Source organism: Asanoa sp. NPDC050611 (genome assembly GCF_040654855.1).
GTDB lineage: Bacteria > Actinomycetota > Actinomycetes > Mycobacteriales > Micromonosporaceae > Asanoa.
This window is the reverse complement of sequence record NZ_JBFAIU010000175.1, coordinates 1-15,621: the sequence shown is the minus strand read 5'-3', so window position 1 is coordinate 15,621 and position 15,621 is coordinate 1. Positions and strand designations below refer to the sequence as shown.

General features: G+C 71.0%; 16 protein-coding genes. 6 read left to right on the top strand and 10 right to left on the bottom strand.

All coding sequences use genetic code 11. The features are described from left to right. On the bottom strand, positions 1-957 hold a 957-nt coding region (locus tag AB0H87_RS24805; RefSeq protein WP_360150062.1), incomplete at its 3' end, for a DEAD/DEAH box helicase. A 91-nt stretch (positions 958-1,048) separates the two neighbouring features. Here AB0H87_RS24805 and AB0H87_RS24800 point away from each other — a divergent pair. After that, on the top strand, positions 1,049-1,801 hold the full coding sequence (locus AB0H87_RS24800) for an HAD family hydrolase (protein ID WP_360150065.1): 753 nt from the start codon (positions 1,049-1,051) through the stop codon (positions 1,799-1,801). Here AB0H87_RS24800 and AB0H87_RS24795 read toward each other — a convergent pair. The 6 genes from AB0H87_RS24795 to AB0H87_RS24770 form a co-directional block, all read right to left on the bottom strand. Then, positions 1,788-2,696: a diacylglycerol kinase gene (locus AB0H87_RS24795; RefSeq protein WP_360150059.1), complete on the bottom strand. Its 909-nt coding sequence runs from the start codon at positions 2,694-2,696 to the stop codon at positions 1,788-1,790. The two genes, AB0H87_RS24800 and AB0H87_RS24795, sit on opposite strands and share 14 nt — an antisense overlap. 39 nt (positions 2,697-2,735) lie before the next feature. After that, positions 2,736-3,668: a twin-arginine translocase subunit TatC gene (gene tatC, locus AB0H87_RS24790; RefSeq protein ID WP_360150056.1), complete on the bottom strand. Its 933-nt coding sequence runs from the start codon at positions 3,666-3,668 to the stop codon at positions 2,736-2,738. Positions 3,669-3,689: 21 nt separating this feature from the next. Beyond that, entirely contained in the window at positions 3,690-3,968 is a 279-nt protein-coding gene (gene tatA, locus AB0H87_RS24785) for a Sec-independent protein translocase subunit TatA (protein ID WP_360150053.1), read from the bottom strand. A 141-nt stretch (positions 3,969-4,109) separates the two neighbouring features. Further along, positions 4,110-4,361 carry a hypothetical protein gene (locus AB0H87_RS24780; protein WP_360150050.1) on the bottom strand — a complete coding sequence of 84 codons (252 nt, stop codon included), beginning with the start codon at positions 4,359-4,361 and terminating at the stop codon, positions 4,110-4,112. 10 nt (positions 4,362-4,371) lie between these two features. Further along, positions 4,372-5,358, bottom strand: coding sequence for a YafY family protein (locus tag AB0H87_RS24775; RefSeq protein ID WP_360150043.1), 987 nt, complete (start codon positions 5,356-5,358; stop codon positions 4,372-4,374). Then, positions 5,355-6,344: a WYL domain-containing protein gene (locus AB0H87_RS24770; protein WP_360150040.1), complete on the bottom strand. Its 990-nt coding sequence runs from the start codon at positions 6,342-6,344 to the stop codon at positions 5,355-5,357. Before AB0H87_RS24770 ends, AB0H87_RS24775 begins: the two co-directional genes overlap by 4 nt. A gap of 288 nt (positions 6,345-6,632) precedes the next feature. Between AB0H87_RS24770 and AB0H87_RS24765 the strand changes: the two genes are divergently transcribed. The 3 genes from AB0H87_RS24765 to AB0H87_RS24755 all read left to right on the top strand — a co-directional run bounded on the left by AB0H87_RS24765 (position 6,633) and on the right by AB0H87_RS24755 (position 9,711). Then, on the top strand, positions 6,633-6,965 hold the full coding sequence (locus tag AB0H87_RS24765) for a hypothetical protein (RefSeq protein WP_360150037.1): 333 nt from the start codon (positions 6,633-6,635) through the stop codon (positions 6,963-6,965). A gap of 162 nt (positions 6,966-7,127) precedes the next feature. Further along, positions 7,128-8,324 (top strand): TerB family tellurite resistance protein, encoded by a 1,197-nt coding sequence (locus tag AB0H87_RS24760; RefSeq protein WP_360150034.1) that lies wholly within the window; start codon positions 7,128-7,130, stop codon positions 8,322-8,324. Beyond that, positions 8,314-9,711 carry a hypothetical protein gene (locus AB0H87_RS24755; protein ID WP_360150031.1) on the top strand — a complete coding sequence of 466 codons (1,398 nt, stop codon included), beginning with the start codon at positions 8,314-8,316 and terminating at the stop codon, positions 9,709-9,711. The genes AB0H87_RS24760 and AB0H87_RS24755 overlap by 11 nt, the downstream gene beginning before the upstream one ends. A 31-nt stretch (positions 9,712-9,742) precedes the next feature. Here AB0H87_RS24755 and AB0H87_RS24750 read toward each other — a convergent pair whose 3' ends face one another. Next, positions 9,743-10,498, bottom strand: a complete 756-nt coding sequence (locus tag AB0H87_RS24750; RefSeq protein WP_360150028.1) for a methyltransferase — start codon at positions 10,496-10,498, stop codon at positions 9,743-9,745. 57 nt (positions 10,499-10,555) lie between these two features. Between AB0H87_RS24750 and AB0H87_RS24745 the strand changes: the two genes are divergently transcribed. Beyond that, positions 10,556-11,767, top strand: a complete 1,212-nt coding sequence (locus AB0H87_RS24745) for a mandelate racemase/muconate lactonizing enzyme family protein (RefSeq protein WP_360150025.1) — start codon at positions 10,556-10,558, stop codon at positions 11,765-11,767. A 5-nt stretch (positions 11,768-11,772) separates the two neighbouring features. On the opposite strand, the gene AB0H87_RS24740 is transcribed toward AB0H87_RS24745, so the two are convergent. Further along, the gene (locus tag AB0H87_RS24740; RefSeq protein ID WP_360150022.1) at positions 11,773-12,912 is read right to left on the bottom strand and encodes a DUF5925 domain-containing protein; all 1,140 of its coding nucleotides are present in this window, start codon (positions 12,910-12,912) and stop codon (positions 11,773-11,775) included. Between the two features lie 190 nt (positions 12,913-13,102). On the opposite strand from AB0H87_RS24740, the gene AB0H87_RS24735 reads away from it, so the two are divergent. Then, positions 13,103-14,116, top strand: a complete 1,014-nt coding sequence (locus AB0H87_RS24735) for a LacI family DNA-binding transcriptional regulator (RefSeq protein WP_360150019.1) — start codon at positions 13,103-13,105, stop codon at positions 14,114-14,116. On the opposite strand, the gene AB0H87_RS24730 is transcribed toward AB0H87_RS24735, so the two are convergent. Beyond that, positions 14,113-15,504 carry a trehalase family glycosidase gene (locus AB0H87_RS24730; RefSeq protein WP_360150016.1) on the bottom strand — a complete coding sequence of 464 codons (1,392 nt, stop codon included), beginning with the start codon at positions 15,502-15,504 and terminating at the stop codon, positions 14,113-14,115. The genes AB0H87_RS24735 and AB0H87_RS24730 overlap by 4 nt on opposite strands. Between the last annotated feature and the right edge of the window lie 117 nt (positions 15,505-15,621).

Genomic DNA, 15,621 nt, shown 5'->3' with positions numbered 1-15,621 from the left:
GGCCAGGCACTGCTGCACGGCCGCGTCGCAGCCCGCGCGGCTGAAGATGAACAGGATCGCGGGCAGCAGGTTCTCGCGGTCGAGGCGTTCGACCACCTCGGCCCGCAGCGGGCCCTTCCAGCGCGGCCCCCGGCCACCCCGGGCGGCGCCGCCGGACCAGCCGTCGCGGCCCATCTCCAGCCGGCGCAGCATCTCCCGGGAGTAGCGCAGCAGCTCCGGGTGCACGTCGTGCTTGCGGGCCGCGGCGGCGTCGTGGAACAGGTCGAACATCCGGCGGCCGACCAGCATGTGCTGCCAGAGCGGGACCGGCCGGTGCTCGCTGACCACCACGTCGGTGTGGCCGCGGACCGTGACGAGCCAGTCGGCGAACTCCTCGGCGTTGGAGACCGTGGCCGACAGTGAGACCAAGGTCACTGACGACGGGAGGTGGATGATCACTTCTTCCCAGACCGCGCCGCGGAAGCGGTCGGCCAGGTAGTGGACCTCGTCCATCACCACGTAGGCGAGGCCCTTCAGCGCCGGCGAGCCGGCGTAGAGCATGTTGCGCAGCACCTCGGTGGTCATGACCACCACGGGCGCGTCGCCGTTGATCGCGTTGTCGCCGGTCAGCAGGCCGACGTTGGCGGCGCCGTGCCGCTCGACCAGGTCGTGGTACTTCTGGTTCGACAGCGCCTTGATCGGCGTGGTGTAGAAGCACTTCTTGGGCGGCGTGTCCGATTCGGCGGGGCCCTGCGCCAGGGCCAGGTGCACCGCGAACTCGCCCACCACCGTCTTTCCGGCGCCGGTGGGCGCGCAGACCAGGACGCCGCTCCCCCGCTCCAGGGCCTGGCACGCCTCACGCTGGAACTCGTCGAGGTCGAAGCCCAGACCGAGGGCGAAATCTTCCAGGGCCGGGAACGCGCTGGCCCGGGCGGCCCGGCGGCGCGCCGCTGCGTAGCGCTCGGCGGGGCTCGACATGCATCCAAGATTACGGCGTGCGCGCCGCGCCGACGCGTTAGCCCGTGCGGGACCCGCCCGGTGGGTCCTCGGTAAGGTCCACGGCGTGCCATTGCCAGACCACGCGGAGCCGCCCAGTCCACGTGTCCCGGACGGGCCGGGCCAGTCGGCCCGGCGTCCGGTCGAGGCCGTCCTGTTCGACTTCCACGGGACCCTCGCCCAGGTGGAGGAGCCCGTCGCCTGGGTGCACGCCGCCGCCGTGGCCTGCGGTGCGACGCTCGACCGGGGCAAGGCGACGGTGCTGGCCGACCGTCTCCTCACGGCCGGCCGGGCCGGTGGGCCGCTGCCCGCCCGGGTGCCCGTGCACCTGGCCGAGGTGTGGGCCGACCGCGACCTCTACCCGCACGCCCACCGGGCCGCGTACGTGGGTCTCGCGTCCACCGTCAGCACCGACATCGAGGGGCTGGCCGACGCCCTCTACGACCGGCTGCTGGGGGCGCACGGCTGGCTGCCGTACGCGGACACGGCGGAGACGCTCAAGTCGCTGCGCGCCGCCGGGGTGCCCGTGGCCGTCGTCAGCAACATCGGCTTCGACCTGCGGCCGCACTTCGAGGCGTGGGGGCTCACCGAGCTGGTCGACGCGTTCGTGCTGTCGTACGAGGTGGGCCGCTGCAAGCCGGATCCGGCGATCTTCCTGCGCGCGTGCGGCATGCTCGGCGTCGACCCCGAACGGGCGCTGATGGTCGGCGACACGCCGGCCGACGCGGGCGCCGTGCGGGCGGGAATGTCCGCGCTCGTCCTCCCCGCGGGTGAGCCCGGTGCGGTGAACGGCCTGGCGGCGGCGGTGGCCCTCACCCGGCCGTGAGCACCCTAAGCGCGCCCGACCGGCACTCGACGGTCACCGGCAGCGGGGCGACCCGCTCGCCGTCGGCGTAGCCGACGATCCCCTCTGCGGCGAGCTCGACCCGGGTCGCCCGGTAGGTGTCGACGGCCGGGTGGGTGACGTGGGTGCCCGCGTAGATCCGCGGCTTGACCCGGACGAGCGTCGTGCGGCTGATCGGCCGGACCACGGTCAGGTCGAGCATGCCGTCGGCCGGGTCCGCGGCCGGGCAGATCCGCATGCCGCCGCCGTAGCTGCCGGCGTTGGCCACGGCCACCAGCACCGCGTCCCGCTCCTGCGGCACGCCGTCGAGCACCAGCCGGTAGCGGCGGGCGCGCAGCCGGGCCAGCTCGACCAGGATCGCGAGGTCGTACCGGATCGGGCCGCGCGGCCAGCGCATCCGGTTGCCGCGCTCGTTGACGACCGCGTCGAAGCCGGCGGCCAGGACGCCGCCGAACCAGCGGACCGTGCCGTCGGCGGCGGTGAGCCGGGCCAGGTCGAAGGTGGACGTGTCGCCGCCGGCCAGGGCGGCGTCGATCCGGGCGAGGGCCGCGTGCGGGTCCGTGGTGAAGCCGGCCGCCCCGGCGAAGTCGTTGCCGGTGCCGGCCGGCACGATCGCGAGCGGCACGCCGGTCCCGGCGAGGGCCTGCAGGGCGAGATGGACGGTGCCGTCACCGCCGACGACCACGAGCGCGCCCGCACCCTCGGCGACCGCCTGGTGTGCGGCGGCGAGCGCCTCCGGCGCGGTGGACGCCGACAGCGGCTCGACCGCGTGCCCGTGCGCGCGGAGGTGGGCCAGCACGAACGGCAGGACGCCGCGGTGCCGGCCACGCCCGGCTCCGGGGTTGGCCAGCACCGCCAGCGGTCCGTCGATCTTCACGGCGGCACCCTACCTGCGGGAACAGTGCCGCGATAGAGATCAGGTGATGTCGTCGTCGAAGCGCCGGTCGAGCGGCTGCGGCGCCGCCACCGGGGTGATCGCCTCGACCGGTGCGCCGGCCGCGACCGGCTCGCGGTCGTCTTCGAGCTGCGACATCTCGTCGTCGTCGATGCCGGAGTAGATCTCCTTGCCCCGGTTTCTCCGCTTGTCGTTGATGAACGCGATGCCTACTGCGCCGAAGTAGAGCGCGGACAGGCACGCGCCGAGCGCGGTCATGCCGAACGGGTCGGGCGTCGGGGTGACCACGGCGGAGAACAGGAAGAAGACGAAGACCGCGACCCGCCACCAGCCGAGCAGCCGCTTCGCGCTCGCCAGGCCGACGAAGTTGAGCATCAGCACGATGAGCGGGAACTCGAACGCCACGCCGAAGATGAGCAGCATGTTGGTGACGAACGAGATGTAGCGCGTCACCTCGAGTTGCTGTTGCGTGCCGGTCACACCCGCTTCGAGCAGGAAGTGCAGGCCCTTGGAGACGACGAAGAAGGCCAGCAGGGCGCCGCCGATGAACAGTGGCGCCGCCAGCGCGACGAAGAAGTACGCGTACTTGCGCTCGTGCCGGTGCAGACCCGGCGCGATGAACGCCCAGAGCTGGTAGAGCCAGACCGGAGAAGCGACGATCAGGCCGATCCAGAGCGCCAGCTTGAGCTTGAGCAGGAAGCCGTCGCTCGCACCGAGCTGGAGGAACTCGACCTCGGCGCAGGGCTTGCCCGGGAACTGCGCGCAGTAGGGCTGCTTGAGGATGTCGAAGACGGGCTGGGCGAGCACGTAGCCGACGATGAAGCCGACCACCAGTGCCAGCGACGCCTTGAACAGCCGGTTGCGCAGCTCCCGGATGTGCTCGATGAGCGTCATCGAGCCGTCGGCGGCCCGCTGGAACTCGGTCGGCCCTTTACGGCGCAGGGAGATGGCCATGGCCGGACGAGGTCCCGTTCGTCAGATCACGTCGCGGCTGCGCTGCACCGGGTCGACGACCGGCGGCGCGGCGGGCTGCTGCTGCACCTGCTGCGGCGGGATCGGCTGACGGCCGGCCTGGGCGTCGGCCTTCTCGGCGAGGTCGCCCTTGTCGTCGTCGACCAGGCCCTTGGTCTCGGCCTTGATGATGCGCAGCGAACGACCGAGGGACCGGGCCGCGTCAGGAAGCCGCTTCGCGCCGAAGAGCAGGATCAGCAGCACGACGAGTACGGCTATATGCCACGGCTTGACGGCGCCCATGGGAACTCCAAAGTCGATCAGTGTCGGACGGGGTGTGACGTGTTCATCCTACGGGTGACTTCCAGCGACGCCACCCGCCGGGAGACCCCAATAGCCGATGAAGTCTGGTAAAAGAACGGGCTGACATCGACAATTCGGGCGTCAGGACCGGCCACGACCGGCCTTGATCACTGCGATGCGTTCCTGCGCGACCACAGCCCGTTGTTGGACGGCCTCGGCCCGCTCCTGCAGGTCGGCCAGTTGCGCGCCGATCTCCTCGGCCCGGGCCTGCCGGTCTTCGAGGCGGCGCAGCGCGCGGGCCAGCTCGGGCAGTCGGGCGAGCACGGGCCGGGCGGCCAGGGCCAGGACGAGCAGGCCGAGCACCGCCGCACCGATGACGATCCAGAGCACCACGGCGGACAGCCTAGTGTGCCGGCGACGCGTACGCGTCGAGCGCGGCCGTCGCCGCGTCGCGCACCCGCTCCACCAGCTCCGGCGGCGCCACGGCGGTCGCGTCCGGCCCGAGGCCGAGCACGAACCGCTGCGCCCAGGCCAGGTCGGTGACCCGCAGCGAGACGACCCACTCGTCGGAGTCCACGCGGTCGGGCCGGACCTCCTCGCACGGGTAGTACTCGGTGATCCACCGGCCGCCCCGGCCCACCTTGAGGGTGATCAGCGGCAGCTCGGTGCCGGGGCTGAACACCCCGTCGCTGACGTCGTGCAGCTCGGCGGTCGGCGGCGGGGCGGCGGGCACGTCGAGCTCGACCAGCGCGTCGATCCGGTCGGCGCGGAACAGCCGGACCGCCTCGGCCCGCCGGCACCACGCCTCGACGTACGCCCGGCCCTCGACCATCAGCAGCCGGATCGGGTCGATCACCCGCTCCGTGGTCTCGTCGCGGGTCTGCGCGTAGTAGGTGATCCGCAGCGCCCGGCCCCGCTCGACCGCGCCGCGCAGGGTGCCGAGCCGGTCGTCGCTGCCCGGCATGCGGACCGCGACCGGCGCGCCGGCCAGGTCACCGGCGGCGTGCTCGATCTTGGCGAGCGCCCGCTCGATCGCGTCACGGTTGGCCATGCCCGGGGTCTCGGCGAGCATCCGCAGGGCGACCACGAGCGCGAGCGCCTCGTCGGGCGTCAACCGCAGCGGCCGGTCGATGCCGGCGTCGTAGGTGATCGTCACCCGGTCGCCGTCGAAGGCCATGTCGATCAGGTCGCCCGGGCCGTAGCCGGGCAGCCCGCACACCCAGAGCAGCTCCAGGTCCTCCCGCAGCTGCCGCTGCGTCACGCCCAGGTCGGCGGCCGCCTCGGCGACCTCGATGCCCGGCCGGGCCAGCAGGTAGGGCACGAGGTTGAGCAACCGGCCCAGCCGGTCGCCGCTGGGCCTCCCCCCGCGCCCGAACGCAGGCGCCGTCATGCCGGCACCGGGGTGACGTCGTGCCGGGAAGCGGTCTCCTTGAGCCGCTGGATCACCGCTTCGCGCACCTCGGGCGGCTCGAGCACCCGCACCTCGGGCCCGTAGCCGACGAGCTGGGTGGCGATGAAGTCGACGTCGGCGTAGCGCAGGACCACCTGGTCGAACTCGGCGCCCGGGGTCGTCTCCTGCGCCCACCGCCGCAGCCCGGCCGCGCGACCCTTGCGGACGAGCACCGTGGTGCGCCCGGTGCGCTCGATCGGCCCGCTGAACCGGGCGACGTAGCTGATCAGGTCGAGGTCGCGGGGCGGCGCGTAGCCGCCGGGGCGACCGGTGACCCGGACCGCGCCGACGACCCGGGAGAGCCGGAAGCAGCGCGGCGCGTCGCGGTCGAGGTCGTGGCCCACCACGTACCACCGGCCCCGCCAGCACACCACGCCCCACGGCTGCAGCCGGCGGCTGGTCGCGGCGTCCTGCTCGGGCACGCGGTAGTCGAAGGCGACCGTGCGCCGGTCGCGGGCGGCCGCGGTCAGCGGCGCGAAGGTGGGGTCGACCCGGACGATCGGCTCGACGCCCAGCGTCGCCTGCGGGTCGACGTCGACACCGGCGGCGCGCAGCTTGGCCAACCCTGACGACGCCGCGGCGGCGAGGCCGGCGTGCTGCCAGAGCCGCCCGGCGATGCCCACCGCGGCCGCCTCGTCGGGCGCGAGCGGGATGTCCGGCAGCGCGTAGTCGCGCCGCGCGATGCGGTAGCCGGGCTCGGTGTCGAACGCGCTCGCGGCGCCGGTCTCCAGCGGGACGCCCAGCTCACGCAGCTCCGACTTGTCGCGTTCGAACTTGCGCTGGAACGCCTCGTGGTCCTTGGGATCCTCGGGGTCGTGCTCATAGCCCGGCACGGTCGCGGCGATCTGCGCGGCGGTGAGGAACCGTCGCGTCGAGAGCAGGCAGATCACCAGGTTGACCAGGCGCTCGGTGCGGGTCCGCGACACTCCCAAGACGCTAGCAGTGTTGGTACGCATGTGCGCACACCCTCGCGGGGCATAGCCTGGCCAACGTGACCTCGGAACACCCGGGCGGCCCACGCCGGCCATCGGACATGGACGACATCGATCTGGAAGGGGAGCCCGAGGTACGCCACGCGGCGATTCCCGACGCCGCCGACGCCCGAGGAGCCCGTCCCCGGCGGCGGCCGCTCGGCGCTGCTCGACGAACTGCCGCCCGAGGCCATCGACCGGCTGCTCGAAGCGGTGGGACCCGGCTCCGACACGACCTTGAACGTGGTCGACATCCGCCAGCTCGGAGGCGCGCTGGGCCGGGCCGCCCCGAACGCGGGCGCCACGGCCCGGTTCGACGGCCAGTTCCTCATGCTGGCGGCCGGGGTGCTGATCCCCGAGATGGCGAAACAGACGATCGCGGACTGCGAGACCACGGTCGACGCCGTGTCCGCGTGGTCCCGCGGACGGATGTATCTCAACTTCGACGAGGTAGGCGGCGACGCGAGCCGCGGCTTCGACCCGGACGCCTGGTCCAGGCTGTGCCACATCCGCGCCGCGGTCGATCCCGACGGCCTCTTCCAGCCCAACCACGAAATACCCGTCCCGGCGCGCTGACCGCCGCCACCCCCGGGTTGGACGCGGGCTGATGAGTCCAACTGCAACTGTCTATTGACAGGGTTTACGGAGGACATCACTGAGGCCTTTCCTGCTATGCCAGGGTCGACTAAAAGGACGTCGTCTTCGTCGGTGGCTGCCGATAGCCTTTCGCCAAATCACGTGAAAGGGCTGGCGTTGGATCCTCTTGAAGTTGGGTTTGGACGGTTGAAAGGCCTCGCCGGCACCGCGGGGCGCAAGGTTGCCGACAGCACGAGCGCCGCGAGGCAGCGCGTCGCTGATGTTGCTGGCGATGCCCAGGGGATGGTGAAGCAGTCCGCCGGTCAGGTGAAGGCGAAGGTCACAGACGTCAAGGACAGCTTCTCGGCGCGGTCCTCCCGAAACCGCGCTGATTCCGCCGATTTGACCGCGCTCAGTGTCGACGCCAGGTTGCTCTATTGCCGGGTGTTGGTGAGCTTGGCGCTTGTCGACGGCCTTCTCGATCCTCGCGAGATCGCGAACCTGTACCTGTTCGCATCGACGATTGGTCTCGACGGCGAAGCGCGATCGGCGCTGCGCGGTGAAATCACTGTGGCCCAACGCGATCCAGGGAGCGACGCGGAGGTCCCTGACGCCACGATGGCGCTGTCCAGGGAATTGCACGACCTGCTCGATGAAGACCAGCGCGAGCCGGTGTTCGCGACGCTGGTGCGCGATCTGGTGCGAATCTCGCGTGCTGACAGGCACGCCGCGCACGTCGAGCGCGAGCGAATCGTGCTCGTCGCAGAACTCGTGTTCCCCGAGTCAGCTGACAAGGTCGTGCAGGCAACCGAACGCCTTGTGACGACCGAAGAGGACTTCGCCTCCGGCAAGATCACGACCACCCAGCTCGAGAGCACGACCAAGGACATCGCCGCCAAGGCGGCCGCGTTCGGTGCTCCGATCGGCGCCGTCAGTCTTGCTGGCAGCGTCTCCGGCCTCAGCGGGGCCGGCATCACCTCGGGTCTGGCGGCCCTGGGGTTCGGCGGCCTGCTCGGCCTGGGCGCGATGGTCACCGGGATCGGCACGGTGGTGATTCTCGGTGTCGCGGTCCATCAGGGTGCGCGTTACCTGTTGGCCACCAACGAGCGCGAGCGGGAGAAGCGACGCGAGCATCTGATCCAGCAAGTCATCAAGAATCACCAGCAGGTGATTGCCGAGATCACCGATGACATCGCGGCGCTCACCCACCGGATGGATGCGTCGCTCGCCCAGTCCATGAGGAACGAACAACGGCTCGCCGTGCTCAGGGCTGAGTTGGCCGCCTTTGAGCTGGCCCTGGTGAATCTGCAGACCAGTCAGGAAGCCTTCGAACGGCGGGAGCCGCTCGGTGTCGGGTGACCAGCTGTCGGCTGCTGCCGCGGTCGTGGCTTACCAGGCCGTCACTCTGACGGAACTGCGGGGCTTGTTCGACCAGGTTGACTTCGACCTCAAGGACGTCCTCGAACGGGAGCTTCGCGTCAGCGACGCCCTGGACTCGGTCGAATCCGAGTTCGACGCCGTGCGTGCGAGTCTCCACGCGATGGGCGTCCTCGTCCCGGAGTCCCAACGAAGCGCGATGACCACCGTGAGTGTCGAGGCGCAGAGCTACCCGGGTCGGGCGGTGCCCGTCGTCCCGGCCGCGGACGACTTCGGTCAGCTCGTCAGGCTCGCCGAAGCCCGGTTGGACCTGTTGGGCGTCGATCTCACCCGAGACCCTCTTCAGCAGGTTCTTCCCTCCGGCCAGATAGCTCGCAGCCTGCGCGGCTATGCCGAGGAACATGGCGACGTCAGCTGGGACAGGGCCGACTGGACGGTGGTCCTCGTTGCCGGAGTCCTCGCCACCCTGCTCGACGTCATTCTCGTCCGCATCCCCCGGGACTCCACCTTCCTGGGCAAGAAATACGAGGGATCGCCCCTCACGAAGTGGCTCCAGGACGACAACCGCGCACAACGCATCCACGACCAGTACTTCAAGAGGTTCGAGAAGCTGGCCACGGTGCCGTATGACGCCGCCACCACGAAAGCCACCGGGGACCTGGTCAGCGGCATGCGGCCGGCTGTCCACCGGCTCCAGAGCCTCGGGCACGATCCGGCCCTCGGGTTCCTGGTAGGCGTATCAGATCTGATGCACGGCACCGGCACCTACATCGACAAGGCAGGGCGACTTGTCCAGGTCGCAACCGACGCCACGCCGATCGGCCTGATCAACGCACTCATCACGCAGGTGCGCCATCTGCTCTCGGACGTCTACACGCCTGCCGGCCTGCAGCCGCCTTTGTTCACCCTGCTGCAGGTCGGTCAGGTTGGTTCTCCGTTCGCATTGGGCCCCTCCGGCGTCAAGGTGCCGTGGACCGACGTCGCCCGCTACATGTATACGAACGGCTATGACCTGCGCCATTTCTTCACCATGGGCATCACCCCCGGCGTGGTCTCCGCGGTCATCCGCGGCTACTGGCTTCTCAACAGCTATGCCACCGGCGGCACCGCGGCACGGCGAAAGCTGGAGCACGCCAAACTCACCTCGATGCTGCTGCTCGGGCACACCATCGCCACCTCGGGCACGCTGCTCAAGACCGGTCTCATCTTCGGCATGAACCCGGCCGCCCTGAACTACAACCAGATTCTCGCCATGGCGCCCGCCACCATCGCCTGGTTCAAAGAAGCCATCGCCCGCGACTACCGAATCACCCAAGCCCTGGACAAGGAATGGGAGCTGCTCCTCGCCGAGACCGCGGGGCAACCGTGATCGGCGAGCCGTCCCCTCACCGATGCGACCACTACAGCAGATGGGGTACGAGTGCCCGGCGGTCGGTCGGGTAGTCGGGGAAGCGTTCGCGGTACCAGGCGTGGTGGTCGATCGCCCGCGGTGCCAGGTTGGCCGTGGTGTAGACCGCGAACGCCAACCCTGCCGGCGACCAGGTTGCCAGTGCCCAGCCGAACCACTGCACGATCTCGCCGGTGTAGTTCGGGCTGCTGACCCAGCGGAAGGCGCCGCCGTGCGGGATGCGGTAGCCGGTTTCGCCCGGCGAGCGTAGCCGTCGCAGGGTGCGGTCCGAGCGTGCGTGCACGGCCAACCCGGCGAAGAACAGCACCGCGCCCGCGAGGAAGCGCGGATCGGTGAGCCAGCTGTCGGCGTAACCGCCGACGTCGGCCACCCACCAGGCGTTGACGGTGGCGTTGAGCACGTTGAATGCCATCGCCAGCGCCACCACCAGCAGCGGCATCCGGCTGCCCGGTCGCATCAACGCGGGGTAGACGAACGCCCGGTAGACGTAGTGGCACAGCCACAGCGCCAGCAGCACCAGCGCGACGAGGTCCGTGCGGTGGGCGCCTGCAAGGAAGACAGCGATGAAGACCACGACCGCGGGTGACTCCATCACGATCCACCCGACGCGGCCGGAGACTGTCGGGCCCCAGCCGGCGCGTTGATAGCGGCCGTACGGCGCCTTTATCCACAACAGGGCGACGGCGGTGACGCCGGCAAGCACGAACTCCAGCGCGACCAGCGCGCCGTACCACCCGATGCTGTCCATGGCATCGAAGTCTACGAACCGTTGACATGGAACGGTGTTCCACGAAGGGTTGGCGCCATGCGCATCACCGGGGTGGAGACCGTCCTGCTCACGGGTCCGGCCAGCAACGACCCGTGGATCACGTTCGCCAAGCAGCGGCGCAGCGCTGCTTTTATCGAGATCCACACGGATGTCGGCCTGGTCGGCGTCGGCGAAACGTACATGGGCTACTTCTTTCCGGAGGTCGTGCCGCACGTCGTCGACTACATCCGGCCGATCCTGGTCGACGGGCAGACCACCGACCCGGTCACGCTGACCGCCCGGATGCGCAGGTGCCTGGGCTTCTGGGCCAGGGTGGGCGCCGGTGCCGCGGCGCTGTCCGGCGTCGAGGCCGCGCTGTGGGACCTGGCCGGCCGGGCCGAGGGTGTGCCGGTCCACGAGCTGCTCGGCGGGCGCAGGCATGACCGGCTGCGGGCGTACGCCACGGGTGGGCCGTCGCCGTGGCCCGTCGAGGAGCTCAAGCGCAAGATGGACCGTTACCGGGAACTGGGCTTCACCGCGATGAAGGTGGCCACCGGCTATTTCGAGATGACCACCCGTAACGAGATCCCAGCCCCGGCCGGAGCCGCCGAGTTCGAGGCGACGAAGGCCGCGATGATGCGTGCGCATCTCGGCCCCGACTTCGGCATCATGCTCGACGGCCACATGGGACACCGCGAAGGCCGGGATCGCTGGGATCTGGCCACGGCGACCGCGGTGCTGGCGGCGGTCGAGCCCTACGGGTTGGCGTTCTTCGAGGAGCCTTTGGCGTACGAGAGCCCGGACGAGTACGCCGAGCTTGCGAGGCGCACCTCGGTGCCCGTCGCCGGCGGCGAGCAGCTGTTCTCCTTCGACGAGTTCCGGCTGTGGATGGACCGCGGTGCGTTCGACATCGCGCAGCCGGACGCGTCGCTGCTGGGGATGTCCGACTTCGTGAAGGTGGGCGAGCTCGCGGCGGCGCGGGGGAGTGCGGTGGTGTCGCACTGCTGGAGCGCCGGAGTCGGCTACATGCAGAACGTGCACGCCGCGTTCGCCTCGCCGGCCACGCTGATGATCGAGATGGCGCCGGACCCGGGCGAGCTGCACACCGCGCTGTGGGGCGAGCACCTGAGGATCGAGAACGGCCACGTCCTGCCACCCGACGCACCGGGCCTCGGCGTGGAACTCTCCGACGAGGTCAAGAACCGCTTCCCGTTCGAACCCGGCGTGGAAGAGTTCGCCAGCGTGCCGGGCAAGACCCTGCGCAGTTGACCTGGCTACAGGTACAGGCCGGTGGCCGGCTCCGGTTCCGCGGCGGTGCCGTAGCCTTCGCGCAGGGCGTAGAGCTCGGCCAGGGTGGCGCCGTGCGCCGGCACCCCTGCCGAGGTGCCGAGCCAGGCCTTGGCCTCGCCGAACGGCAGCGGCGGCACCTCGATGCGGGCCAGGCAACGCCCGGGACGCACGACGGCCGGGTGCAGGCGGGCGAGATCCTCGTTGGTCGTGATCGCCACCAGCACCTTGCGCCCCTGACCGAGCAGACCGTCGGTGAGGTTGAGCAGCCGCGAGAGCGCCTGGCCGGTGTTGTGCTTGGCCTCGCCGCGGATCAGCTCGTCGCAGTCCTCCAGCAGCAGCAGCCGCCACTTGTCGTGCCGCTGGTCGGGGCACTGGCAGTCATCGGAGCTGCTGAGGGCGACCTCCATCAGGTAGGCCGGGTTGGTGAAGAGCGCCTCCGGATCGAGCACGCAGTCGAACTGGCACCAGCCGTGCCACTCGCGCGCGAGCGCCCGCAACGCCGTGGTCTTGCCGGTGCCGGGCGGGCCGTGCAGCAGCATCAGCCGGCCGTGGACGGACTCGCGGTCGACCTTCATGAGGCGGTCGAAGCTGGCCGCCGCGGCACCGGCGTAGTTGGCGCGGATGTCGGCCCAGGAACCCGCCGTGATCGGCCGCGGGTAACGCTGCGGCCCCTTCGTCCCGGCGTGCCAGAAGCCCATCTGCACCGACTCTTCAACCGGCGTGGGCTCCTCGGTCATCCCCTCGACGGCGCCCTCGATGATCTTCTCGCCCAGCTCAGCCGTGACGGCGGTGACCGAGACCTGTGCGCTCTTGTTCCGTGGCCAGTGCACGGACCGCAGCGTCCAGCCGTCGCCGACTGCCAGCCGGGCGTTCTCGGTCGTGCTGACACTCTCGCGCAGCGCGGTGACACCGGCGGGCAGCAGGGTGGCATCCGGACGCACGTCGGTCAGGTCACGCGTCGTCGCGTGCGGCTGGTGTCCGGCGACGAACGCGGTCAACGCGAGCGCGTCGATGACGTCACGAGGGGAGTCGGAGTCGTCGACGGTGAGCACGACGGGCAGCACCGACTCCGGCGCGACGCCTGGGGCGCCGAGCTCGAACGGAAACTGCCGTGGGATACGCACGCTTCAATGATCACGGCTGAATCCGTTTGTGGATACCGATTTTCCCCCGACGCCGGAGCGTCAACGCGGTGACCCTCAACGGTCTCGCCCGGTCGGCGGTGGCGGTCCGTGACGGAGGTGCCGTCCCGGCAAGCTACTGCGCCGCCGCGCGGCACAGTTATGCTCGTCAGCGGACCTCGGGGGGTGGCCTGTGAACATCGGGGAGATCGCCCGCCGGGCGGGAGTGTCCCGCAGCACCGTTTCCTATGTGCTGAGCGGGAAGCGGACCGTGTCGGACGCGACCCGGCAGCGGATCCAGGCGGTCATCGACGAGCTGGACTACCGCCCGAACGCCAGCGCCCGGGCGCTCAAGGAGGGCCGCACCCGCACCCTCGGCCTCGTCATCCCGCCCGCCAACCAGCGGTTGACCGACATGCAGTTGGGCTTCGTCGCCAGCGTCATCGAGGCCGCCGCCCGGCATGACCTCGACGTGCTGCTGTCCCCGTCCGGCGGCGACCACGACCGGTCCTTCGAGCGGATCGTCACCGGGCGCCGCGTGGACGGCGTGGTCCTGATGGAGATCCGGTTGGCGGACGACCGGGTGACCCGGCTGGCCAAGGCGGGACTGCCGTTTGTCACGATCGGCCGGACGGCCGAGCCGCACGGGATGAGCTGGATCGACATCGACTACGCCGGCCTGATCGCCCGCTGCGTGCACCACCTCGCCGATCTCGGGCACCGACACGTCGCCCTGGTGAACCGCTCCGCCGAGCTGTTGGCCGCGGGCTACGGCCCCAGCCATCGCGCATTGGCCGGTTTCCGGGCCGCGGTCGTGGAGCGGCGCCTGACCGGCGTCGACGTCTGCTGCGGCGACGACGCGGCCTCCGGCGAGGCGTGCGTGGAGCAGTTGCTCGCCACGCACCCGGACCTCACCGCCGTGGCCACCATCAACGAGGCCGCCCTGCCGGGAATGCAGCGTGCGCTGGCCGGCGCCCGGCTGTCCGTCCCGGCCGACTTCTCCGTCACCGGGGTCGCGGCACAGCATTGGGCGGAGGACTTCCGGCCGCCGTTGACCGCCGCCGACGTGCCGACCCGGGACATGGGAGCCGAGGCCGTGGCCCTGCTGCTGGAGATCATCGCGGCGCCCGGAGCCGTGCCCCGTCACCACCTGCACAGCCCACCCATCTCGCTGCGGTCCAGCACTGGTCCGGTCCCGGCCCGTTAGGTGGTGTCTCGCCGCTCCTCCTGGGCGGCGGCGAGGATGAGGTAGCTGCTGGCGGTCCACGTGTAGGCCCGGTCGCGCAGCCCGGCACCGGTCTCGGCGTCGAAGTTCTCCGCGAAGCCGGACTTCTCGCACAGGGCGAGGAACCGTCGACTGATGTCGTCGGCGACCCTCGTGTGCCCGGCCCGCCGCAGCCCGTCCTCGACCAGGACCGTCGACGGCGCCCAGATCGGGCCGCGCCAGTAGCCGTCGGCGACGTAGTGGGCCGAGTCCGTCGGCTCGGTCGCCAGCCCGTGGGTGGTCAGGTGCGTCTTGACGGCCCGGGCGAGCGCTGCGGCGACTGGGGCGGGAAGGCCGGCGCCGAGTGCGATGGGCATCAGGTCGAGCAGGCTGCGGCTGGCCCGCCGCCGCCCCGTGCGGGGGCTGCGGGTGAAGAAGCGCTCCCCGTCCCACAGGTCGCGCAGCATCGCGTCGCGGATGCGGTCGGCCTCCCCGGCCCACCGGTCGGTGGGCTCGCCCAGCTCGGCTGCGAGGTCGGTCAGGCAACGCAGCTGCGCGACCAGGAACGCTGCGAGATCGGCCGTCTGCAGGACGCGGTCCTCGTCGAAGGTGGTGGCGTTGTCCCAGCCGCTGTCGTTGCCGTGCTGGTAGTGGGGCAGGTCGTGGCCGGGAGCCCGGCGGGCGTCCAGCCAGAACCCGCTCCAGCGGGCCAGCCGGTCGTACGTCTCGGCCAGCGCCGCACGGTCCAGAGGCTCGGGCATCCGTCGACGCAGGTGACGCAGAGCCCAGCCGTGGATGGGGGGCTTGACGTAGTTGTGGAGAACCTCCGAGTGAGTGACCGAGTCGGGCAGGGCACCCGCTTCGTCCTGGTGGTCGAACGGAAGCTGGAACTGGTGCCAGGCGAGCTCCGGCTCGCCGGCTGCCAGGGCGATGGCGTTGAAACAGTGGTCCCAGCTCCAGACCTTGTCCATCCAGTGCTTGGACATCAGCACGGCCGGCCGCGTGACGAAGCCCGCCGGGCCGACGGTGGCGGACCACAGCACGTATGCGGCCAGGTCGGCGGCCGGGGTGTCGGCACCGCGCCAGGGCGCGACCGCGTCCACGAACGCGGCGAACTCGGTGCTCCGGTCGCGGCACAACTGGTCGAAGGAGACGGATCGGGTGTACGGCGGCCGGGCGGTGGCGTACTCCTCGACCGCGATCTCCCACGGCTCGTCGCCGGAAAGGTCCAGGAACCGGTTGGCGGTCCCGAGCGCCTCCACGCCCGCGGCCCTGTGCAGCGCCCCGGCGAGCACCGTGACCCGGTAGCGGCGACCCGTCTCGTACGACGTGAAGACGTGTGCGTCCGTGGCGGGGTCGAGGTAGAGGTACGTGCCGCTGAACGGAGTCAAGGCGGGCTCGGCCGCGGCGCGAGCGCGGTCTCCCGGTCGACGGTGCCACGCGGCGCAGCCGGTCCGTGGCCGCGCCGTCCGCACCGGCGAGGTCGGTGAGCTGGTGCAGCACCGCGT

Coding starts and splice junctions, on each gene's coding strand:
- tatA (WP_360150053.1), bottom strand. CDS start 3,968: ATGGGCGCCGTCAAGCCGTGGCATATAGCCGTACTCGTCGTGCTGCTG.
- AB0H87_RS24775 (WP_360150043.1), bottom strand. CDS start 5,358: ATGACGGCGCCTGCGTTCGGGCGCGGGGGGAGGCCCAGCGGCGACCGG.
- tatC (WP_360150056.1), bottom strand. CDS start 3,668: ATGGCCATCTCCCTGCGCCGTAAAGGGCCGACCGAGTTCCAGCGGGCC.
- AB0H87_RS24750 (WP_360150028.1), bottom strand. CDS start 10,498: ATGGACAGCATCGGGTGGTACGGCGCGCTGGTCGCGCTGGAGTTCGTG.
- AB0H87_RS24745 (WP_360150025.1), top strand. CDS start 10,556: ATGCGCATCACCGGGGTGGAGACCGTCCTGCTCACGGGTCCGGCCAGC.